We start from the raw sequence: 20713 nt of genomic DNA on the forward strand, positions 1-20713 counted from the left end.
AAACTCATGACGATGACAACACTTCCTCCGGGAGTCAGAGCCGTGAAGCCCGGCACGCCGCTGGGGACTGCCGTGCTGTGGGCGCGCAAAAATCTGTTTTCGAGCTGGTTCAACAGCCTGCTGACGGTATTTTGTTTGTGGCTGATGTGGCTGGTGATCCCTCCGATGCTCAACTGGATTGTCTTCCAGGCAAACTGGGTGGGTACCACGCGCGCAGACTGTACCAAAGCCGGTGCGTGCTGGGTCTTTGTGCATCAGCGCTTCGGACAGTTTATGTACGGCCTGTATCCGGGCGATCAGCGCTGGCGCATCAACCTCACGCTGATTGTCGGGCTGCTGACTCTTGCGCCGATCTTCTTTAAAGCGATGCCGCGTCGCGGACGTTATATCGCGGTATGGATCGTCCTCTTTCCGATCTTCACCTGGTTCATGCTGTACGGCGGATTCTTTGGTCTCAGCCGCGTCGAAACCCGCCAGTGGGGCGGCCTGACGCTGACACTTATCATTGCCGCCGTGGGTATCGCCGGGGCGTTACCGCTGGGGATTTTGCTGGCGCTGGCGCGACGTTCGCGTCTGCCGATCGTCCGCATCCTGTCGGTGATTTTCATCGAGTTCTGGCGTGGCGTGCCGCTCATCACCGTGCTGTTCATGTCCTCGGTGATGCTGCCGCTGTTCATGACCGAAGGAACCAACATCGACAAACTGGTGCGCGCACTGGTGGGTGTGGTGCTGTTCCAGTCGGCGTATGTCGCGGAAGTGGTACGCGGTGGTTTACAGGCGCTGCCTAAAGGGCAGACCGAAGCTGCTGAATCTCTGGCGCTGGGCTACTGGAGGACGCAGGGATTAGTCATTCTGCCGCAGGCGTTGAAAATGGTAATACCGGGTCTGGTCAATACCATTATCGCGCTGTTTAAAGACACCAGCCTGGTGATCATCATCGGCCTGTTTGATTTGTTCAGCAGCGTACAGCAAGCCACCGTCGACCCTGAGTGGCTCGGTATGTCGACCGAAGGCTACGTCTTCGCCGCCGCCGTTTATTGGATTTTCTGTTTTAGCATGTCGCGTTATAGCCAGCATTTGGAAAGACGCTTTCACACCGGACGTTCCGCACACTGAGGTAAACCATGAGCGACCATCAAGTCACTGAAAACCAAAATATGATGATCACGCTGGAAAACGTGAATAAGTGGTACGGACAGTTCCACGTATTGAAAGACATCAATCTGAGCGTCAAACCGCGCGAGCGCATTGTGCTGTGTGGCCCGTCCGGTTCCGGTAAATCAACGACCATTCGTTGCATCAACCATCTGGAAGAGCATCAGCAGGGCCGCATCATCGTTGACGGCACGGAGCTCAACGATGATCTGCGTAACATCGAACGCGTACGCACGGAAGTCGGCATGGTGTTCCAGCACTTCAATCTGTTCCCGCATCTGACCGTGTTGCAAAACTGCACGCTGGCGCCGTGCTGGGTGCGTAAGATGCCCAAGAAAGAGGCGGAAGAACTGGCGATGCATTATCTCAAACGCGTGCGCATTGCCGAGCACGCCCACAAGTTCCCCGGCCAGCTTTCCGGCGGCCAGCAACAGCGCGTTGCCATCGCCCGTTCGCTGTGTATGAAGCCGAAGATCATGTTGTTCGACGAACCGACGTCCGCGCTGGATCCGGAAATGGTAAAAGAAGTCTTAGACACTATGATCGGGTTAGCAGAAGAAGGCATGACAATGTTATGCGTGACGCATGAGATGGGATTTGCGCGGACTGTCGCTGATCGCGTGATCTTTATGGATCGCGGGGAGATCGTGGAGGAAGCGCCACCGCTGGAGTTCTTTGCGAATCCTAAATCTGCGAGAACCCGGGAGTTCTTATCGCAGGTTATTCATTAACGTTAAACACCGGGGCGGTGTTTAATCGCGCCAATGTTAAGAAAGTAGTGGTTGCCGCCGACCCGTGACGCGGGTTTGGGCGGCAGCCGAAGAATTTGACCTTTACGTAAGACACGGGGGGTCGCTACCACATCAAGATCCCAATCGCTGGCGCCATCACCACCGTCACGACTCCCGCCAACATCATCACCAGACTCGCCACAACGCCCTCCTCAGCCCCCAGTTCATACGCCCGTGCAGTCCCGGCGCCATGGGATGCTGCGCCAAACCCGGCACCTTTCGCCAGCCCGCTTTTCACCGCCAGTCGCAGGAACAACATATCCCCGACGGCCATACCAAATACGCCGGTGATCACGACAAACAACGCCACCAGATCTGGTTGCCCGCCCATTTGTTTTGCCGCAGCCAGCGCGAACGGCGTGGTAATCGAACGCACCGCCAGACTGCGCTGAATTTCTTCCGGCAGCGTCAGCATTCTCGCCAGCCAGACCGAGCTGCTGACTGCCACGACGATAGCCGTCAGCACACCCGCACTGAGCGACATCCAGTGACGACGGATCACCGCCATGTTTTCATATACTGGCACCGCGAAGGCGATCGTTGACGGCCCGAGCAGCCACAGCAGCCAGTGGGTTTCACCGATATAATCCTGATACGACGTGTGCGTCGCGACCAGCAACACCACCAGCACGATCGGCGTGAACACCAGCGGCATCAGCAGCAACGTGCGGCGCTGGCGGTAAAGTTTTTTATTGGCGTAGTACAGGCCAAGCGTGATGACAAAACACATAATACTGATGAGCAGATCAGTCACGGGATGCCTTCCTCGCCGCCAGACGCTGTTCCAGCCGGTAAACCCGATCGACAACTAACGCCGTTGCGCCGAGTGTCAGCACAGTGCTGATGCCAATCACCAGAAAAATTTTCCAGCCTTCGATCATCAGCAACTGCGCGTAATTCACTACCGCGACCACCGCGGGCACGAAGAACAGCAGCATTTCCGCCAGCAACCAGCGCGAACCGGCCTTCACCCATTTTAGTGGTAACACACGGCACATAATCAGCAGCAAAAGCATCAGCATGCCGACAATGTTGGCGGGTAACGGCAGATGCAGCGCGGTGACAAGACGATCGGCAATTACAAATAAAAGCGCATATAAAATCACCTGAACGGGGATTTGACAGCGGATCAGCAGGGACGGCGCTTTAGTGCGCAACGCCAACAACATGGGAACGACCTCGAAAGGCGAAATAAGAGAAGAAATGAAGTATACGCTGGCAGGAAACCGGTAAAGAAATGAATTAAAATCATAAAAATGATTCCAAAACGGAATACTCAAAGATGGACGTTCGTACGCTACGTTATTTCGTCGAAGTGGTCCGCCAGCAAAGCTTCACCCGCGCGGCGGAAAAGCTGTTCGTCACCCAACCGACTATCAGCAAAATGCTGCGGCATCTGGAAGAAGAGCTGGAATGCACACTGATTGTCCGTGAAGGGCGGCGCTTACGCCTGACCGACAGCGGTCAGGCGCTTTATCAGCGCGGGCTGAATATCCTCGAAGAGTTTCGGCAACTGGAGGCCGAACTCGAGGACATTAACGCCTTGAAATCAGGCCACCTGCGGCTGGGCATTCCGCCGATGGTTGGCACACAGATAGCGCCGCTGATCGGCAGTTTCCGCCAGCAATATCCGGGCATCGAACTGGTCATCTCCGAATTTGGCGGGCTGACCGTGCAACAGGCGGTGATTTCCGGCGAACTGGATCTGGCACTTACCGCCCTGCCCGCCGATGCCGTCCCCTCTATCGCGTCGCTTCTCCTCTTCAGCCATCCGCTGTGCGTAGTGGTGCCACGTACACCGCACTGGCAGAACCGCACCAGCATCGCCCTTAGCGAGCTGTCGGAAGAAAGCATCCTGATTTACAACGAAGATTTCGCGCTTTACCGGCAACTGATGGACGCCTTTGCTGCGCAAGGTTTCATTCCGAAAATCGCCGCCCGCAGCGGGCAATGGGACTTCCTGGCTGCGATGGTGCAAACCGGCATGGGCGTCGCGATCCTGCCCGAACCCATCTGTCAGCGATTGGATAAAAACGTGCTGATGTGGCTGCCGCTGGTGCCCCTGCTGCCGTGGCAACTCGGCCTAATCTGGCACGACGGCAGTTACCTTTCCAACAGCGCACAGGCATGGATTACGCTGTGTCGGGATTACTGGAAACCGGCGCAACACGGATAAAAATGAAAAAACCCGCTCAAGGCGGGTTTTTTTATCACTATCACTTATCTGCTCAGGCTCAGGCTCAGGCCTTCATCGCTGTCGTAAATGTTAGTGCAATTATCGGCAATTAAAGCGCGACAACGTTTACTGCTGACGGGCCTTTCGCGCCGTTCTCGATAGAGAACTCCACTTTTTGGCCTTCGTCTAAGGTTTTAAAATCGCTGCTCTGAATGGCGGAGAAGTGTACGAACACGTCCTTGCTACCGTCTTCAGGAGTGATGAAGCCGAAGCCTTTTTCAGGGTTAAACCATTTTACTAAACCAGTCATTTTGTTAGACATAGATACTTCCTTTCATTTTTTTGAGCCGCTTATGCAGCAAAGATGGCCTGTTTTGCAGAGTTTTACTTATTGGGCACTTAGGAGGAGGCTCATGAAGAAGGGGTATCTAGGATAACGCTTGAAATGAGGACTGCTTTACTAAAACTGCTTTCATAAGGTCTGTGTTCCAAACCGATGCCATCATAATAGGCTTGGTTTGATTTTTTAAGCAAGGATTAATTTTTGATGAATAATTAGGCAGATAGCGGCGAAGCATTAAAAAAGGGGGGAGGATAGAGGGAAATTCAGTGTTGATGCATAAACAATAAAAGCCCTGACCATTGCAGTCAGGGCTTTTAAGGTACTACGAACTTAAGATTTAACATTAATGGACTTACTGATTATTACTGCTCATGGTACTGCTTTTAAATGCACACGTTCACTAAGATAATATCGGGTTAATACTAACTAAACCTCCCTCTATTTCCCGTTTAAACTACACCACTCTGATAATACAACTCGAGAATGGCACCTTAAACAAGTACATTTCCCCTCGCGACATATATTTTTGATGCATGGCCTTACTTTCGTTGCGATGACTTAACCAAAAAATCCTAAAACCCATATCGCAAACAATCACTCTTTGTATCATGGCCTTACATCGTCGCGCTAACGTCACTACTTTGCGATTTGATATATCAACTACAGAGCCTTAAAGCATTGCCGATTTAAGATTTTAAACTTCTCTTAACCTCGGACATCCCATACAAAAACACTTCGTGGCCTTTATCGCAAATAACACTTTACACTTATTCAAAACTAATCAACTACAACTCAACTTCAACAGCAAACTCCTATAACGCCGCTGTTGATGGCTAATTTACGGATTTTTAAAACAGTGTCAATACTGTTTTTAATAACATGTTTTAATACACATGTTATTAAAAACAGCATGCGCTAATCGTTGCGCTTTAAGATGTTGCTTATTCCTTTATCCCTGGAATGCGCCATTGAAGCTAATGGCGCAGGCAGGCCACGAAGTATCACCTGTGCTAGTGATAGCCCGCTTGCTAAAGCGGGCTTTTTACACTCATCTGGCGGACGTTACACTTCTTTTTCCACGAGGAGAGCTTCCAGCAAATCGAGGTCGTGCAGCAGTTTTTGCAGCGTCTCGTTGCTGATTTTCTGCGTGGCGCGCAGGTGATACAGCTCGCCACGCTCAGCGCGCAGCGCGGTCAGGCGGAAACGTCGCTCCAGGTTTTCCAGCTTCAGTGCGGTTTCCATGTCATCACGGTTCGCCGTCCTTCGCCGCAGAGTCCCGATCACCCGCGAACTGATTTCCTTCAGCGTCTGTTCATCAATGTTCTCTTCGGTATCGGCCGCCAGACGTTCTTCCATCTTATGCAGGCTTTCGATCGCCACTTCCGCCGCAATGGATTTCGCCATGCGCTCTTCTTCGCGATACGCCGAGCCATCGGCGACAACCACGCCTTTGAGCAGGAACGGCAAGGCAATCACACCGGCAATTAACGAGAACAGAATGACGCCGGTCGCCAGAAAGACCAGCTGATAGCGCGACGGGAAGGCAGAACCATCGGCCAGGAATAGCGGAATCGACAGCACACCAGCAAGGGTAATGGCCCCACGCACACCAGCAAACGAGGCCACCCACAGCTCACGCGTACTGTAGCTGCCGAACAGCAGCGGTTTCTTTTTCAGGAAACGGTTGCTGAAGTTCTTCATCACCCACAGCCAGACGAAACGCAGGATCAGCAGCGCGAAGTAGATAATCCCGACGTCGGCGAACAGGTGCCAGGTCACGATAGACGGATCATGCGTTGCCTGATCGATCGAGTTTTCCAGAATGCCCGGCAGTTGCAGGCCCAGCATGATAAACACCATGCCGTTGAACACAAACTCAAGCATCGCCCAGACGCTGTTCGCACGCAGACGCATCGCCAGCGGCGCATTGCGGATAATACCGGACTGGCTGATCGTCATACCGGCGGCGACGGCGGCCAGAATGCCCGATACGCCGATGTGTTCGGCAATCAGATAAGACGCGAATGGCAGCAGCAGCAGGAACACGATTTGCGTCGCCGGGTCATCTCCGCTCCAGCGGCTCATGATGCGCAGCGATTTACTGTACAACCACGTCACCGCGACACCGGCCATCAGGCCGCCGATGGCGACTTTCAGGAACTCGACGCTCGCCCCACCGACAGTGAAGATCATCGTGCCCATTGCCACGGCAATGGCGAATTTCAGCGACACCAGACCGGACGCGTCATTCATCAGCGCTTCACCTTCCAGCACACTCATGATCGACTTCGGAATGCGACCCTTGCCGACAATCCCGCCCAACGCCACGGCATCGGTCGGTGACAACACGGCAGCCAGCGCAAACGCAGCAACCAGTGGAATATCCGGCACCATCATATAAATCAGATAGCCGATACCGACGACGGTGAGTAGCACCAGTACCAGCGCAAGCCCAAGTATTTCGCGCCCGTGGTGGAGGAATTCACGGGTCGGGGTTTTCCAGCCATCTGCGAACAGCAGCGGCGGAATGAAGAGGACTAAAAACAGTTCCGGGTCGAAATCCACGTGCAAACCGAAATTCGGCCAGGCCAGCAAGGCACCGACGGCGATCTGCATTAATGGAAGAGGAACCTGAAACGGCAACATTCTGGTTACGACACCGGAGAGCGACACCACCAGAATCAAAATCAGAATGGTAAAGAATATTTCCATGCTTTCCTTAGACTCTTGTTTTTATGATTTCAATCAGACAGCGTCTGACACATACAGGGGGAATAGTAGATCAAAAGAGGCGTTTTTTTAAATCAGAGCGTGCTTAAACCCGCATTTAAACGCACGGTCGGGGGCTCGTTGCTGAAGCACTGAGTCTTCAGTCTGCTCCGTTCGGCAGGATTTTTCGATCGCGCCATCTCAACATTTAAAAAAACAAAACCAGAAAATTTGCTCAACGTATTGGGTTTTCTCAAATGTTCCGAGCCGGTGGAGTTGTGACCTAAAAAGCTTTGGCCGCTTTCAAAAATCACGCCGGAGGGAGAGGTGGAAAACCGCGCGGCTTTTTTTGCGCGGGTTGTAACCCGACCGGAGGGCACCGCGCAGCGGCGAGATTTTGCGGCAATCACAGAAGCCGCTGAAACATAGCCCGTCTGCATGGCACATGTTTGAAAGAGCCAGAGATTCTTAAGAGGCGCGGCGACAGGCGCCTCTTAAGGCCGGTTTGGGTGGCAACCCAAGGTCTTGACCTGAAAAATAGCCCGTCTGCATGGCACGTGTTTGAAAAAGCGAGGAGAGTGCAGAGGGGAAAAGCTTTTCTCCTCTGCTAGTTTTACGCGCGGTAAGTTAAACGATCACCGCTATTGAGAAACCGAAAACTTCGATCAAAAATTAAGGCCGCCAAATGCCCGGCCAGGCATTAGATAGCCCATCCACCCGCATAAAACACCACCAACGCCACCGCGATGATCACCGTCCCGACGTTAAGCTTGCGCCATTCCCCCGAGAAGATACGGCCAATCACCAGCGCGCTGAAGCCCAGCATGATCCCTGTGACGATGTTACAGGTCAGCACGATAAATACCGCGCATAACAAACCCGCCATGGCATCGACAAAATCTGTGAAATCCAGCTTGTTAACGTTGCTCAGCATCAGCAGGCCGACGTACATCAGCGCTGGCGCGGTGGCATAAGCCGGCACCAGATAAGAGAGCGGAGACAGGAACAACATCAGCAGGAACAACACGCCGACAACGGTGGCCGTCAGGCCGGTTTTGCCGCCCGCCGCCGTACCTGCGGCTGACTCAATGTAAACCGCAGCGGGAGAAGCACCTACCAGTGAGGCGAAAATGCTGCTGACGGAGTCGGCTGTCAGAGCTTTACCGCCGCTGATGATCTGACCCTTTTCGTCCAGCAGATTAGCCTGCCCGGCGACTGCACGGATGGTGCCCGTGGCATCGAAGACCGCTGTCATCACCAGCGCCAGAACGCTTGGCAAGACTGCCGCTTTCATCGCGCCCATGATGTCGAGATCGAAAATCACTGATTTGCCATCCGCGCCCGCCAGAGAAGGCATCGCGAATAAGCCCTGATATTTCACTGCCGGATCGAAAATCAGACCGATAATCGAAATCGCGATGATCACCAGAAGAATGCCGCCCGGCACGCGCAGTTTTTCAAGGCCGAAAATCACCGCCAGACCAAGCAACGTCATGACCACGGGGAAAGAGGTGAAGGCACCCAGCGCGACAGGCAAACCGTCTAAAGGATTTTTCACCACCAGGCCAACACCGTTGGCGGCTATCAGCAGCAGGAAAAGACCAATACCGATGCCTGTCCCGTGCGCAACGCCCATCGGCAAATTGCGCAATATCCACGAACGGATCCCAGTGACCGAGATAATCGTGAACAACACGCCCATCAGGAAGACCGCGCCCAGCGCAACCGGCACGCTGATGTGCTGACCGAGTACCAGACTAAACGCAGTGAACGCCGTCAGGGAGATGGCGCAACCAATCGCCAGTGGCAGATTTGCCCACAGCCCCATCAGCAGGGAACCGAAACCGGCGACCAGACAGGTCGCGACAAACACCGCGGTCGGAGAGAAACCCGCTTTGCCGAGCATCGACGGCACCACAATCACCGAATACACCATGGCCAGGAACGTCGTTAACCCGGCGATCACTTCCTGACGCACGTTACTGCCACGCGCACTGATTTTGAAATAAGCATCAAGCGGGCCCTTTGGCGCAATCGCGCGGCCCGTTTGAGGTTGTTGACTCGACATGGGAAATCCTCTGGATGTCTTTACTGAATAGCCTGCGTGGTCATTATGAAATCGTTTCTTCACGTTCGCTTCCCTGCCTGCTGCGATGAACACCGGCGAAACCGGCATCAACACCGCAGGGCAAACGTTTAACTCACATCGCGTATGGCGGGACTAAAATTTGGCGCAAACGATTATCCGGCCTCTTATACCCTCTTTTCAACTCCGTTTGCCGACAATTTACCTTTGTCCGGTCAATAAAAATGCGGATTTGCTGCAATTTCACTCCCATGGCGATTTACTGAACGGTATCGGTTGCGCACGCGGGCACGGCAATGGAGAAATCGCGGGTGGGGGAAAAGGAAGGAAAGCGGCATCAGAATTAAAAACAGACACTGAAAAAGAAGAGAGAAAACCAGAGCAGAGATCGGACAAATGAAAATCAAAAATAGCATGACTGTTTTTAAGGGTTATTTTTAGAAGCGCTCATTAAGTAAAATATTTCACTAATGAACGCCAGAAATAAAAATAACAGCAGTGTTAAAACTCAGAGGGTTTAAAAAAGCCTAGCGCATTATCGTAAATGGCCCTCCTGTTTCCAGGGCTTTTTGATAAGCCGGGCGCGCCGTGACATTTGATAACCACGCATTCAGATGAGGATATTTACCCAGCCCGGCGCGCGCACTGATGGCCTCGACCGGGAAGCTCATCTGTATGTCAGCTGCGCTGAACTGATAACCGGCGAAATAAGGATGGGTGGCGAGATGTTGCTCGAGGTAATCCATGTGGGTCACCAGCTGCTTGTCGATGTAATTTTTCTGCACCCCCTGCCCGATAGCACCGGCAATCGGACGGATCAGCCACGGCATCGGCGGCTTACCTAATCGGCCAAATATCAGCTTCATGACCAGCAGCGGCATTAGCGAACCTTCAGCATAATGCATCCAGTAACGGTATTGCTGGCGCTCGGCAAAGGCGGCCGGTTTGAGCAGCCCTTCGGCATCATAAACTTCCTGCAAGTATTCAATGATGGCGCCCGACTCGGCAAGGATCAGCCCGTTGTCTTCCAGCACCGGTGATTTTCCCAGAGGATGCACTTTTTTAAGTGAAGCGGGCGCCAGCATAGTGGATTTATCCCGCTGATAACGCTCAATTTCATAAGGGACGCTCACTTCTTCCAGCATCCACAGAATTCGCTGTGAACGTGAATTATCCAGATGATGCACTTTAATCATAATTCTGTTCTATCCCGTGACGTTTAATTATTTGTTAACTATAGACAACAGTTTCGCTCTCTGTTTATCACGCTTTTAAAAACCACGCTGTTCGCAGGTGTAATTGTGTGGCTCTATATTTTTATTTGATTAAATTCACTTACAGATTAATCTTAATTACACGAAAAACTCTCTCGTGACTTCATTCGCGTTTAATAACTCTACTGCGATTAATGCCGAATATAAAAATAGCCTGTCGTTTTTGACCCCTGCTTGTGTGGAGCCTTACATGTTTTCCAGTAATTACAACAATGTGCTGGTGATGTTTTCATTCATTGTTGCAATGCTTGCCTCTTATACCGCGCTGGATATGGCCGGTCGGGTCGCGACCACTCAGGGAAAGGCCTCCCGTCTCTGGTTAACCGGTGGCGCCATCGCCATGGGGATCGGTGTCTGGTCGATGCATTTCATCGGAATGCTGGCATTCAATTCTACAATATCAATGGGTTACGACCCTCTGATCACCTTGCTTTCTATGCTCATCGCCATTATCTCTTCCGCCTTTGCGCTGTGGCTGGTGTGCCTGCCACAGTTGCCGATGATGCGCTTACTGGCCGGTTCGTTGCTGATGGGCGGCGGGATTGCCGCGATGCATTACACCGGCATGGCGGCGATGCGCATGATGCCCGCTATCGTATACAGCATACCGTGGGTGATGGTGTCTGTGCTGGTGGCCGTGGTGGCCTCGGGCGCGGCGCTGTGGATGGCGTTCCATTTGCGCCAGCAGTCGCCGAATGTGCGTTTGTTGCGCATCAGCGCGGCGGTGATCATGGGCACCGCAATTGTCGGAATGCACTATATCGGCATGGCTGCGGCCAGTTTCCCGCCAATGAGCCACAGCATGGCGGAGTACAGCGGCGTGGATAACAACTGGCTGGCGTTGCTGGTCATTGTCGTGACGCTGGCGATACTGGCGATCACGCTGATTATCTCGGTGCTCGATGGCCGTATGCAGGCGCGCACCTCGGTACTGGCCTCTTCGCTGGCGCAGGCCAACCGCGAGCTGACGCAACTGGCGCTGCACGACAACCTGACCAAACTGCCAAACCGTTTACTGCTTGAAGACCGCCTCGGTCAGGCGGTGCAGAAAGCGGTGCGCGAGGAATCTGAGTTTGCAGTGCTGTTTATCGATCTTGATGGTTTTAAAGCAGTGAACGACGCCTTTGGCCATCACATTGGCGATCAGTTGCTGATCTCGGTGACCGAACGCCTGCTCTCGCATGTCCGCGCATCGGATACGCTGGCGCGTCTGGGCGGTGACGAATTTGTCCTGCTGACCGAAATCACCGAGCCTACCGATGCCTCGCAGCTGGCGGATAAACTGGTGCATCTGATTGCGCGACCGTTCTACGTTTCCCGCTATGAGCTGCTGGTTTCCGCCAGTATTGGTATCGCGGTATATCCGGGCGACGGCGAGAACGAACGTGAGCTGATGCTCAATGCCGATGCGGCGATGTACCACACCAAGAACTCCGGGCGCAACGGCCACAGCTTCTTCCAGCCGTCGATGAACGCCAATGCACAGAACCAGCTACAGATGCTTAACGATCTGCGTCTGGCTATCGAACACCATGAGCTGCGCCTGCATTATCAGCCGAAATTTATCGCGCCTTACGGGCCGGTCAGCGGTTTCGAAGCCCTGCTACGCTGGGAACGTGATGGGAAAACCCTTAGCCCGGACGTGTTCCTTCCGCTGGCGGAAAAAACCGGTCTGATTATTCCCATCGGCGAATGGGTTTTGAATGAAGCCTGCCGCCAGCTGCGTGAATGGCACCTCCAAGGGCACACCACCTGGACGGTGGCCGTTAATCTTTCCGCGCTGCAATTTGAGCAGGCAAATCTGGTGGAGATGGTGATCGATACCGTGGAACGTCATCACATTCCACCGGCGATGCTGACGCTGGAAGTGACCGAAACCACCGCGATGCGCAACCCGGACGTCAGCGTGGCGATCCTCGAGCGTCTGACGCAGTTTGGCGTGAAGGCGTCGATTGATGATTTCGGCACCGGCTATTCCAGCCTGCTGTACCTGAAACGTTTACCGGCCAGCGAGCTGAAAATCGACGGCGCCTTTATCAACGATCTGATTGCCGGAAGCGAAGACGCCAGCATTGTCTCGGCGATTATCGCCCTCGGCCAGACGCTGAATCTGAAAGTGGTGGCCGAAGGTGTGGAAACCACCCAGCAGCAGGATTTCCTGACCCAGCTGGGCTGTGACACCCTTCAGGGTTACCTGCTCGGACGCCCGATGACGCCTGAGCAAATCGCCCGGCACCCGGATTCGGCGTGGGAGCCGCAGCTGACCATTACGCAGCAACCCTGAAGCGCTTCTGACTTATTCGACCGCCGTGCGGAAAAACCGCACGGCGTTGCGCAATTCGAGACTCTGTTCCGTCAGCGATTGCGCCGCCGCAGCGGCCTGTTCCACCAGCGCGGCGTTCTGCTGCGTCACCCTGTCCATCTGATCCACCGCAATCCCGACTTCATGAATGCCCGTATGTTGCTCGGTGCTGGCGGTGGAAATCTCACTGACGATCCCTGCCACTTTATTCACTGAATTCACAATCTCGTTCATTGCCTGGCTGGCACGATCGGCCTGCTGCGACCCTTCGGCGATTTTTGTCACGGTGCCGTGGATCAGGTTTTTAATCTCCTTCGCCGCCTGCCCGCTTTTTTGCGCCAGCACGCGCACTTCGCTGGCGACCACCGCAAAACCTTTGCCCTGAGTGCCCGCCCGCGCCGCTTCCACGGCGGCATTCAGCGCCAGAAGATTGGTCTGGAAGGCAATCCCTTCAATTACGCTGATGATATTGATGATTTCTTTCGAACTGCCGGAAACGTCACGCATGTGTGCCTGCATCCCGCTGACGATCGACCCGCCCTGCGATGCCGTCTCAGACGTCGCATGCGCCAGTTGGCTGGCTTCTCGCGCGTTATCTGCATTCTGGCTGACCGTCGTCGTCAGGTTCTGCATGTTGGCGCTGGTCTGCACCAGCGACGCCGCCTGCTCTTCGGTGCGCTGCGATAAATCGATGTTGCCCTGCGCAATCTCGCTGGCGGCATGATTGATCGACTCGCTGCCGCTCATAATCTGATGGATGGTCTGATTGAGCTGCTGATTCATGCTGCTCAGCGACGCCAGCAAACTGCTTGTATCGCCAGGGCGCAGGATAATGTCCGTCGCCAGATTCCCCGCCGCAATCTCCTGCATGATTGACGCCGCATATGCCGGTTCGCCGCCCAGTTGCCGGTTAAGATTTCGCGCCAGCAACAGCGCCATACCGAGAGACATCAGCAACGCCACAATCACCAGCACCAGAAACAGCACGCTGGCGGCGTGATAATGACTGCGCGCCGAGGCAGCCGCCTGCTCGCTGTTGCTCACTTCGTCTTTGACCAGCCGGGCCAAATCGGCCATCAGCTGCGTGCGGTATTTACGTGAGTTGTCACCGCTGATTTGCGTGGCCTGCGCAATATCATTGCGCGCCATCGCTTCAATGACCTGATCGTTAGCCAGCGAAAACTGCTCAAAGTTAGCGACGATTTGCTTAAACAGCGCCGACTGACTGCCGCCGCTGTTCAGGTTGCGGTAAGCATTTTCAGCGGCTTTAAAGTTCTCTACCGCCTGCATGATTTCTACCCGATGGCCGTCGCGCGGCGCACCCTGCGGGGAGGCAATATATTGCACCTGTTGCAGGCGCAGCTCGGCCAGCGTGCCGCGCATCACCAGCGGGTACTGCACGCCCGGCAAACGGTATGCCCGGTAGTCTTCAATTTGCTGATTAATGTTCTTCAACTGCCAGGCGGAGGTAGCCGCCATTACCAGCATCAGGGAAAGTACGAGCGCAAACGCTCCCAGGAGACGGTTAAGAATAGAAAGCTTGGTCAATTTGTTCATCAGGACACAACAAGGTGAGTGACGGGAATCAGAGATAACGGCAGCGCGGAGGGGAACTTTATGGTGAAATGAAACAATATTTCATTTTGTTAAATTCAATTATTTATCCTGTAATCAGCCGGTTACTGGACGAATTCAGGATGTTACTTAACGTCAGTAAAGAGGGATGGCAATCGCATTTTCCGCTGTGCCCCCGAAAATAACCGGGAGCGCAGTTAAGCAAAAATAAAGCCTCAGCGCGGCTCGAAATCAGGCCATAACGGTTCTGTCGCTGCCATCAGGGAAGGTGTTCCGGTGGCGACCGCCATATGACGATAATTTTCGTTTCCCGCGGTGCCGGTAAAGCGGACGACAGTTTGTAAACCGGCTTCCTGACACAGCACCGCGCCACCGGCAATATCCCACAGCGTGGTGCGGCGCTGCAGGTGACCGTCGATAATTCCTTTCGCGGCGAACACCATGCCGATGGTGGTGCAACGATAGCAATGCACCGACCACTCAGCCGCACGCAGGCCGCGATAAAACGCCGAGGCTTCATCCAGCTTGTCATCCGAACTGTCGCCCAGTGAGACAATTTGCACATCGCCGAAACGGTCATCACGGCGGAAAGGTTTGCCATTGTGGAAGATGCCTTTACCGGATTCTGCGGCCAATAACTCGTTCAGCACCGGCAGGGCCACCACGCCGATCACCGGCTTCTTGTTCTCCACCAGCCCCAGAGACACGCCCCACAGCGGCGAACCGCGCAGGAAATTCGACGTGCCGTCAATCGGGTCGATCACCCAACAGGCCGCATCCGTCAGCACGCCGCCCATCTCCTCGCCGATGACGGCATCCTGCGGGAAATGCTCAGCCAGCTGCGCACGGATAAACTGCTCTACCGCCACATCGGCCTCCGACACAAAATCCTGCGTGCGTTTACTGCTGACTTCGATGCTGTCACGGCGGTTAAAAAATCCCAACGCCAGTTCAGCGGCCTGAGCCGCAATATGGCTGGCTTTCGCCAGACGCGCCGACATCGTGGTATTGCTCATTATCAATCCTGATTTATAGTCTGAAGGGAAAGTCGCTCTCATAGAATGTACCTGATTTTATCTGGAGAGGATGAAGGCAGGATGACAACCGGCGTGATAATCATTTTCTGAAGGCTTGCCAAGACAGCCTAAAAACCTCTATATCTTTATGCTTAACGTTTCTGATTCCCCCGGAGAATGCCATGCCCGATGCCGCCCATTTGCTGCCCTTTTTACTGATTTGCGTCGGGCTGGTGCTCACGCCCGGACCGAATATGATTTACCTGATCTCGCGTTCGCTGTGTCAGGGCCCGAAAGCAGGTCTTATCTCGCTCGGCGGCGTAGTGGTCGGTTTTTTGTTTTACATGGTGTTTTCAGCGCTGGGCATCACCGCATTGCTGATGGCAGTGCCGTTCGCCTATGATGCGCTGCGGATTTGTGGCGCGGCATACCTGCTGTATATGGCGTGGAATGCAGTAAAACCCGGCGGCCGCTCGCCGTTTCAGGTGAAAGATTTACCGCGAGACAGCAACAAAAAGCTGTTCACCATGGGGCTGGTGACCAATCTGCTGAACCCGAAAGCCGCAGTGTTGTACCTGTCGTTGCTGCCGCAATTTATTGTGCCGTCACAAGGGCATGTGCTGATGCAGTCACTGGTGCTGGGCGGTTCGCAAATCATGGTCAGCTTTACGTTTAATGCGCTGATCGCGGTTTCAGCGGGCTATATCGCGGCATTTCTGGCCGGGCGTCCTTTGTGGATGGTCATTCAGCGCTGGCTGATGGGCGCCGTGCTCGGCGGGCTGGCGGTGAAAATGCTTACCGAAGGCCGTAAGTAACCTGCTCTTTTGCGACAGTGCTGTTTCTAAAAGCGGCATTGTCGTCGGTCATATTCATCACGCCCTTAACGCTATATAATCCTCTGCATAACGAAACCAGAGGATTTCCCCGTGCGCGCTTTTTCATCCACTGTTCTACTCGGACTCGTTCTGAGCCTTGCTTCGCATTCCGCTCTCGCTTCCCGCCAGATAACCGACCAGCTGGGTCGTCAGGTCACCATCCCCGATCACGTTGATCGCGTGGTCGTGCTGCAACATCAGACCCTTAATTTGCTGGTGCAACTGGACGCCACGAAAGACATCGTCGGCGTGCTCAATAACTGGCAGCAGCAGCTCGGCAGCGGCTACGTGCGTCTCGCGCCGTCTCTGGTGAAAACGCCGGTGGTGGGCGACCTGACCAGCGTAAATCTGGAAAGCGTGGTGGCTTTGCATCCGCAGGTGGTGTTCGTTACCAACTATGCACCGCAGGAAATGATCGACCAGATTAGCCAGACCGGCATCGCCGTGGTGGCGGTTTCATTGCGTGACGATCCGAAGGGCGAAGAACACAAAATGAACCCGGCGTTGCCGGATGAGGACAAAGCTTATACCGAAGGACTGAAGAAGGGCATTCAGTTGATTGGTGAGGTGGTGAACCGCCAGAAACAGGCGCAGGCATTGATCGACTATACTTTTTCACAGCGCCAGTTAACCGGCGAACGGCTGAAAGCCATTCCGGCTGACCAGCGCATCCGCACGTACATGGCCAATCCTGACCTGACCACCTACGGTTCCGGAAAATATACCGGGCTGATGATGGCCCGTGCGGGGGCGATGAACGTGGCCGCCGCGACGGTGAAAGGCTACAAACAGGTGTCGCTGGAACAGGTGATCGCCTGGGATCCACAGGTGATCTTCGTACAGGACAGGTATCCGGAAGTGGTCGGACAGATAGTCAGCGACCCAAACTGGCAAAGCATTGACGCGGTGAAAAACCATCGTGTGTACCTGATGCCTGAATACGCCAAGGCCTGGGGCTATCCGATGCCTGAAGCGATGGCGATCGGTGAATTGTGGATGGCGAAAAAACTCTATCCGCAAAAATTCACTGACATCGACATGCAAAAGCAGGCGGATGCCTACTATCAGCGTTTCTACCGGACGGATTTCAAACCCGCCGCAGAAGCCCCGCACGCCGGGAAATAATCCTCTTCTCCGGCATCGCGCTTATTTTCAAGCAATGTGACAAGGAGATCTGATGACCAAAGCGATCAAAGTGCTCGCCGCAGGCAGCCTGCGACGGGCGTGGGCGCCCCTGTGTGAGGCGTTCCTGGCACAAACCGGCATCAAAGTGGTGACGGAATTTGGCCCCGCCGGGCTGCTGCGTGAGCGAATCGAAAAAGGGGAAAAAACGGATTTATTCGCCTCGGCTAACACCACGCATCCGCTGGCGTTGCAGCAGCACGGTAAAGCGCTGAGCGTGGAGACTTTCTGCGGCAACAGTCTGTGTGTGACGGCGCGTAAAGGGCCAGATCTGGAGAAGCTGAACTGGCTGAGCGTACTGCTGGATCCGCGCTTTCGCCTCGCGACATCGACGCCGCTGAGCGATCCGTCCGGCGATTACACCTGGAAGATGTTCGAGCAGATCGAACGCCGCCACCCGGATGCCGGTGCGATACTGCGCAATAAAGCCTTACGACTGGTGGGCGGTGAGAACTCGGCGAAAGTGCCGGAGGGGAAACTGGCGGCAGAATGGCTGATTTGCACCGGGCAGGCCGACGTGTTTATCGGCTACACCAGTTACGCCACCCTGCTGCGGGAAAACGATGAGCTGGAGGTCTTTAATATTCCTGCGGATTATAACGTGCGCGCCAGCTATGCGCTTGCCACCTGTACCGGAAAAGCGAAACCGCTGGCGGATTTCATCCTTTCAGAAACCGGCCAGCATATTTTGCAGAACGCCGGTTTTTGCGGGAAACATGCGGTGATGCCTGACTGAGCAACTCAGTCGAAATCTCTTTCCTTCATTGCCCGCTGACGATCGTAAAACTCATCTTCGGCGGCAATGATTTCATCGAGCAGTGAATCTACATCGGCTTTATGCGTATCTTCTGCGAACTCACCGGTCAGAATGGTTTCCGGCGTCAGTTTGCCATCTTCATACAATGCCCAGATTTCTTTCGCAAAACGCGTGGTCGCCAGCTGCGGTGCAAAGCGGCTGTAGTATTCGGTCATGTTATTCACATCGCGCTCAAACATGGATTCGGCATGGTTATTGGCTGCCGCATCCACTGCCTGCGGCAAGTCGATAATCACTGGCCCTTCGGCATCCATCAGCACGTTAAATTCTGATAAATCGCCGTGAACGATACCGGCGCACAACATACGCACGATGTTGCGGATCATCGTCTCGAAATCCGCGACGGCTTCCTCTTCTGTCAGGATCACATCGCTCAGACGCGGCGCAACAACACCGTCGCCATCGGTGATGAGTTCCATCAGCAGCACGCCGTCGAGGCAGATATAGGGCTGCGGAACGCGCACGCCGGCATTTGCCAGACGAAACAGCGCATCGACTTCCGCCGTCTGCCAGGATTCTTCCTGCTGCTTACGGCCAAACTTCGAGCCTTTTTGCATCGCACGCGCGTTGCGGCTGTTACGGACTTTTCGGCCTTCCTGATACTGCACAGCCTGCTTAAAGCTGCGCTGCGTCGCTTCCTTATAAACCTTGGCGCAACGGATCTCTTCACCGCATAAAACAGTGTAAACGTCGGCTTCTTTGCCACTTTTCAGTCGACGGACCACATCGTCTATCAGGCCGTCATCCACCAGAGGTTGGATTCTATTTGGGATTTTCATGCAGCCTTGTACCTTATTTCAGCGCGTGAGGGAATGACCTGCGCAATATTCCCTGCATTACACACCAGACACGCCGTTCGCGTCATCCTCGTTATCGCTATAGACCGGTCAAAAGACAGACCCCCTAAACATCACTAGTTTAACGTAGTGACAGCATGGTGGATACTTTCTGCACGTATCTTCTCACTTTTACCTGCAAAAAAATGTCGTCCGCGCTTCGGCTTTCCTCATCGAGAGATTACGGTGTAATTTGACTTAAATGATGATTTATTATTCCATCACCGTTTAATTAAAATGTTTCCCCGTGTAAGTAAGAAATGCCAGTTATTTAATTTTTAAATAAAAATGAACTTTTCCAAATCTTTAAGCTTTTCGTGCTGTTGAGCTACCGTTTAATAAGCGCAAAAAACGGTATACGTTCCGTTTATCATGCCGGTGGTACTGTCGCAGGACTTTCCCGTTGCAGGTCTTAAAGATGAACAGCATTTTAATTACCGGAGCCACCGGTTTTGTCGGCGGCGCAGTTATCGAATATCTCTTACGCCAGAAACTTACGGCAAAAAACCAGATATTATTATTAGTCAGGGCCGACGATAATGCGACGGGACTCGCCAGAATTATCGATAATCTAAAAAAATTTGAATTAAGCGATGAAATACTTTCCGCACTCACCGAACAATCTATTTTGACCGGTGACCTTGCCGAGCCGGAGAGTTTTATTCACGATGCGCGTTTAGATAACGTCACCCATGTGATCAATTGCGCCGCGATTGCCTCGTTCGGCAATAATCCGGCAATGTGGCGGGTGAATGTCGAAGGCTCGCTGGTCTTCGCCAAACGCATGGCGCAGGTGAAAGGCTTGCAGCGTTTTGTCCACGTCGGCACGGCGATGGCCTCGATGCCGGACAAAGACAGCGTGTTCTACGAAGGAATGCCGGACAACGAGCACAACGAAGATCTGGTGCAGTACACCATTTCCAAACGCGCTATCGAGAATCTGGTACGTTCAGAATGCCCGACGTTGCCGTTTGTGGTCGCGCGTCCGTCTATTATCGTCGGTCACACCCAGTATGGCTGCCAGCCTTCCAGCAGCATTTTCTGGGTGTTCATGATGGCGATTAAACTCAAAAAATTCACCTGTAACCTCGATGATGAAGTCGATGTTATTCCTGTGGATTACTGCGCCATGGTGCTGGTGAAATTATGCCTGGCCGATGAACTCAGTCACAGCTTCTACCATATTTCCTCCGGCGAAGAAATGTGTACCCCTTTCCATGAAATTGATACGTCGGTGGCGCAAGCCAATAATACGCCGCGCATTATTAGCGAGTATGAACAGATCAGTTATCAGGAATTCACGGGCATCCGGAAACAGTTTAAAGATGTACTTGGCCCATGTAATGACAAGATTATTCTACGCGCCATTAAGCTTTACGGCGGTTTCGCACAATTAAATGTGAAATTTGATAATTCCCGACTGATGGATATGGGCATTCCCAAACCCGCAGCGTTTAAAAGTTATATTGATAAATGCGTTTACTCGACGCATGGCCAGACCATTCCCGAGCTTATGAGAGTTGATTTTAAATAAACCGATGCGTTTGTTTTAAAAATACAAAAAGTATAATGACGC

Annotated in this window: 19 protein-coding genes; 9 read left to right on the plus strand and 10 right to left on the minus strand. The window is 53.6% G+C overall.

Annotated features, from left to right (window positions below; all coding sequences use genetic code 11):
- The first annotated feature begins 6 nt into the window (after positions 1–6).
- Both I2123_RS21785 and I2123_RS21790 read left to right on the plus strand, forming a co-directional pair.
- The gene (locus tag I2123_RS21785; protein WP_112168402.1) at positions 7–1116 is read left to right on the plus strand and encodes an amino acid ABC transporter permease; all 1110 of its coding nucleotides are present in this window, start codon (positions 7–9) and stop codon (positions 1114–1116) included.
- Positions 1117–1124: 8 nt separating this feature from the next.
- Positions 1125–1886, plus strand: a complete 762-nt coding sequence (locus I2123_RS21790; RefSeq protein ID WP_112168403.1) for an amino acid ABC transporter ATP-binding protein — start codon at positions 1125–1127, stop codon at positions 1884–1886.
- Positions 1887–2010: 124 nt separating this feature from the next.
- On the opposite strand, the gene I2123_RS21795 is transcribed toward I2123_RS21790, so the two are convergent.
- A complete protein-coding gene (locus I2123_RS21795; RefSeq protein ID WP_112168404.1) occupies positions 2011–2700 on the minus strand; it encodes an LrgB family protein in 690 nt (229 codons plus the stop codon).
- On the minus strand, positions 2693–3115 hold the full coding sequence (locus tag I2123_RS21800; protein WP_112168405.1) for a CidA/LrgA family protein: 423 nt from the start codon (positions 3113–3115) through the stop codon (positions 2693–2695). Before I2123_RS21800 ends, I2123_RS21795 begins: the two co-directional genes overlap by 8 nt.
- A 113-nt stretch (positions 3116–3228) precedes the next feature.
- Here I2123_RS21800 and I2123_RS21805 point away from each other — a divergent pair, with 113 nt between their 5' ends.
- Complete coding sequence (locus I2123_RS21805; RefSeq protein ID WP_213051511.1) at positions 3229–4122, plus strand: LysR family transcriptional regulator; 894 nt, start codon at positions 3229–3231, stop codon at positions 4120–4122.
- Positions 4123–4231: 109 nt separating this feature from the next.
- On the opposite strand, the gene cspE is transcribed toward I2123_RS21805, so the two are convergent.
- The 4 genes from cspE to I2123_RS21825 all read right to left on the minus strand — a co-directional run bounded on the left by cspE (position 4232) and on the right by I2123_RS21825 (position 9242).
- On the minus strand, positions 4232–4444 hold the full coding sequence (cspE, locus tag I2123_RS21810; RefSeq protein ID WP_120131531.1) for a transcription antiterminator/RNA stability regulator CspE: 213 nt from the start codon (positions 4442–4444) through the stop codon (positions 4232–4234).
- Between the two features lie 1083 nt (positions 4445–5527).
- Positions 5528–7177 carry a Na+/H+ antiporter gene (locus I2123_RS21815; RefSeq protein ID WP_112168408.1) on the minus strand — a complete coding sequence of 550 codons (1650 nt, stop codon included), beginning with the start codon at positions 7175–7177 and terminating at the stop codon, positions 5528–5530.
- A gap of 92 nt (positions 7178–7269) precedes the next feature.
- Positions 7270–7614: a hypothetical protein gene (locus tag I2123_RS21820; protein ID WP_213051512.1), complete on the minus strand. Its 345-nt coding sequence runs from the start codon at positions 7612–7614 to the stop codon at positions 7270–7272.
- Between the two features lie 260 nt (positions 7615–7874).
- Positions 7875–9242: an NCS2 family permease gene (locus tag I2123_RS21825; protein WP_112168410.1), complete on the minus strand. Its 1368-nt coding sequence runs from the start codon at positions 9240–9242 to the stop codon at positions 7875–7877.
- A gap of 160 nt (positions 9243–9402) precedes the next feature.
- Between I2123_RS21825 and I2123_RS21830 the strand changes: the two genes are divergently transcribed.
- On the plus strand, positions 9403–9660 hold the full coding sequence (locus tag I2123_RS21830) for a hypothetical protein (RefSeq protein WP_213051513.1): 258 nt from the start codon (positions 9403–9405) through the stop codon (positions 9658–9660).
- Between the two features lie 127 nt (positions 9661–9787).
- On the opposite strand, the gene I2123_RS21835 is transcribed toward I2123_RS21830, so the two are convergent.
- Positions 9788–10456 (minus strand): glutathione S-transferase family protein, encoded by a 669-nt coding sequence (locus tag I2123_RS21835; protein WP_213051514.1) that lies wholly within the window; start codon positions 10454–10456, stop codon positions 9788–9790.
- Between the two features lie 268 nt (positions 10457–10724).
- Here I2123_RS21835 and I2123_RS21840 point away from each other — a divergent pair, with 268 nt between their 5' ends.
- Complete coding sequence (locus I2123_RS21840; protein ID WP_112168412.1) at positions 10725–12818, plus strand: putative bifunctional diguanylate cyclase/phosphodiesterase; 2094 nt, start codon at positions 10725–10727, stop codon at positions 12816–12818.
- Positions 12819–12830: 12 nt separating this feature from the next.
- Here I2123_RS21840 and I2123_RS21845 read toward each other — a convergent pair whose 3' ends face one another.
- Together I2123_RS21845 and I2123_RS21850 are read right to left on the minus strand one after the other, a co-directional pair.
- Positions 12831–14393 (minus strand): methyl-accepting chemotaxis protein, encoded by a 1563-nt coding sequence (locus I2123_RS21845; protein WP_112168413.1) that lies wholly within the window; start codon positions 14391–14393, stop codon positions 12831–12833.
- 233 nt (positions 14394–14626) lie between these two features.
- Complete coding sequence (locus I2123_RS21850) at positions 14627–15427, minus strand: inositol monophosphatase family protein (protein WP_112168414.1); 801 nt, start codon at positions 15425–15427, stop codon at positions 14627–14629.
- A 182-nt stretch (positions 15428–15609) separates the two neighbouring features.
- Between I2123_RS21850 and I2123_RS21855 the strand changes: the two genes are divergently transcribed.
- The 3 genes from I2123_RS21855 (at position 15610) to modA (ending at position 18220) form a co-directional block, all read left to right on the plus strand.
- Positions 15610–16242, plus strand: coding sequence for a LysE family translocator (locus I2123_RS21855; RefSeq protein WP_112168415.1), 633 nt, complete (start codon positions 15610–15612; stop codon positions 16240–16242).
- 111 nt (positions 16243–16353) lie between these two features.
- On the plus strand, positions 16354–17427 hold the full coding sequence (locus I2123_RS21860; RefSeq protein WP_112168416.1) for an ABC transporter substrate-binding protein: 1074 nt from the start codon (positions 16354–16356) through the stop codon (positions 17425–17427).
- A gap of 52 nt (positions 17428–17479) precedes the next feature.
- A complete protein-coding gene (gene modA / locus I2123_RS21865; protein WP_112168417.1) occupies positions 17480–18220 on the plus strand; it encodes a molybdate ABC transporter substrate-binding protein in 741 nt (246 codons plus the stop codon).
- A gap of 5 nt (positions 18221–18225) precedes the next feature.
- Here modA and I2123_RS21870 read toward each other — a convergent pair whose 3' ends face one another.
- Positions 18226–19080, minus strand: a complete 855-nt coding sequence (locus tag I2123_RS21870) for a PA4780 family RIO1-like protein kinase (protein ID WP_213051515.1) — start codon at positions 19078–19080, stop codon at positions 18226–18228.
- 475 nt (positions 19081–19555) lie between these two features.
- Between I2123_RS21870 and I2123_RS21875 the strand changes: the two genes are divergently transcribed.
- Complete coding sequence (locus I2123_RS21875) at positions 19556–20671, plus strand: SDR family oxidoreductase (RefSeq protein ID WP_112168419.1); 1116 nt, start codon at positions 19556–19558, stop codon at positions 20669–20671.
- The last annotated feature ends 42 nt before the right edge of the window (positions 20672–20713 follow it).

The organism is Rahnella inusitata (assembly GCF_018288855.1).
In the GTDB taxonomy this organism is placed as follows: domain Bacteria; phylum Pseudomonadota; class Gammaproteobacteria; order Enterobacterales; family Enterobacteriaceae; genus Rahnella; species Rahnella inusitata.

Coding starts and splice junctions, on each gene's coding strand:
- I2123_RS21785 (WP_112168402.1), top strand. CDS start 7: ATGACGATGACAACACTTCCTCCGGGAGTCAGAGCCGTGAAGCCCGGC.
- I2123_RS21790 (WP_112168403.1), top strand. CDS start 1,125: ATGAGCGACCATCAAGTCACTGAAAACCAAAATATGATGATCACGCTG.
- I2123_RS21800 (WP_112168405.1), bottom strand. CDS start 3,115: ATGTTGTTGGCGTTGCGCACTAAAGCGCCGTCCCTGCTGATCCGCTGT.
- I2123_RS21805 (WP_213051511.1), top strand. CDS start 3,229: ATGGACGTTCGTACGCTACGTTATTTCGTCGAAGTGGTCCGCCAGCAA.
- cspE (WP_120131531.1), bottom strand. CDS start 4,444: ATGTCTAACAAAATGACTGGTTTAGTAAAATGGTTTAACCCTGAAAAA.
- I2123_RS21815 (WP_112168408.1), bottom strand. CDS start 7,177: ATGGAAATATTCTTTACCATTCTGATTTTGATTCTGGTGGTGTCGCTC.
- I2123_RS21820 (WP_213051512.1), bottom strand. CDS start 7,614: ATGCAGACGGGCTATGTTTCAGCGGCTTCTGTGATTGCCGCAAAATCT.
- I2123_RS21825 (WP_112168410.1), bottom strand. CDS start 9,242: ATGTCGAGTCAACAACCTCAAACGGGCCGCGCGATTGCGCCAAAGGGC.
- I2123_RS21835 (WP_213051514.1), bottom strand. CDS start 10,456: ATGATTAAAGTGCATCATCTGGATAATTCACGTTCACAGCGAATTCTG.
- I2123_RS21840 (WP_112168412.1), top strand. CDS start 10,725: ATGTTTTCCAGTAATTACAACAATGTGCTGGTGATGTTTTCATTCATT.
- I2123_RS21845 (WP_112168413.1), bottom strand. CDS start 14,393: ATGAACAAATTGACCAAGCTTTCTATTCTTAACCGTCTCCTGGGAGCG.
- I2123_RS21850 (WP_112168414.1), bottom strand. CDS start 15,427: ATGAGCAATACCACGATGTCGGCGCGTCTGGCGAAAGCCAGCCATATT.
- I2123_RS21855 (WP_112168415.1), top strand. CDS start 15,610: ATGCCCGATGCCGCCCATTTGCTGCCCTTTTTACTGATTTGCGTCGGG.
- modA (WP_112168417.1), top strand. CDS start 17,480: ATGACCAAAGCGATCAAAGTGCTCGCCGCAGGCAGCCTGCGACGGGCG.
- I2123_RS21870 (WP_213051515.1), bottom strand. CDS start 19,080: ATGAAAATCCCAAATAGAATCCAACCTCTGGTGGATGACGGCCTGATA.
- I2123_RS21875 (WP_112168419.1), top strand. CDS start 19,556: ATGAACAGCATTTTAATTACCGGAGCCACCGGTTTTGTCGGCGGCGCA.